Origin of the sequence: Lipingzhangella rawalii (genome assembly GCF_031628175.1) — a bacterium.
In the GTDB taxonomy this organism is placed as follows: domain Bacteria; phylum Actinomycetota; class Actinomycetes; order Streptosporangiales; family Streptosporangiaceae; genus Lipingzhangella_A; species Lipingzhangella_A rawalii.
Genome location: NZ_JAVLVT010000054.1, coordinates 1 through 378 on the forward strand (window position 1 = coordinate 1; position 378 = coordinate 378).

1 protein-coding gene is annotated in these 378 nt (G+C 73.0%); it reads left to right on the plus strand.

The features are described from left to right. Positions 1-378 (plus strand): tetratricopeptide repeat protein (locus RIF23_RS20725; RefSeq protein WP_310914318.1); only part of this gene is annotated, 378 nt, incomplete at both ends.

Below are 378 nucleotides of genomic sequence, written 5' to 3' on the forward strand. Positions count from 1 at the left end.
GACCACCCCCACACCCTGGCCAGCCGGGCCAACCTCGCCGGCGTGCTGGCGGATCGGGGCCGGTGGGAGGAGGCCGAGGCCGAGGAGCGCGCTGTGTACCAGGCGTTCAGCCGGGTGTTGGGTGAGGACCACCCCGAAACCCTGACCAGCCGGGCCAACCTCGCCAACGTGCTGGGGCAGCGGGGCCGGTGGGAGGAGGCCGAGGCTGAGCAGCGCGCCACTCTAGAAGTACGCCGCCGGGTGTTGGGTGAGGACCACCCCGAAACCCTGACCAGCCGGGCCAACCTCGCCGGCGTGCTGGCGGATCGGGGCCGGTGGGAGGAGGCCGAGGCCGAGCACCGCGCTGTGTACCAGGCGTTCAGCCGGGTGTTGGGTGAG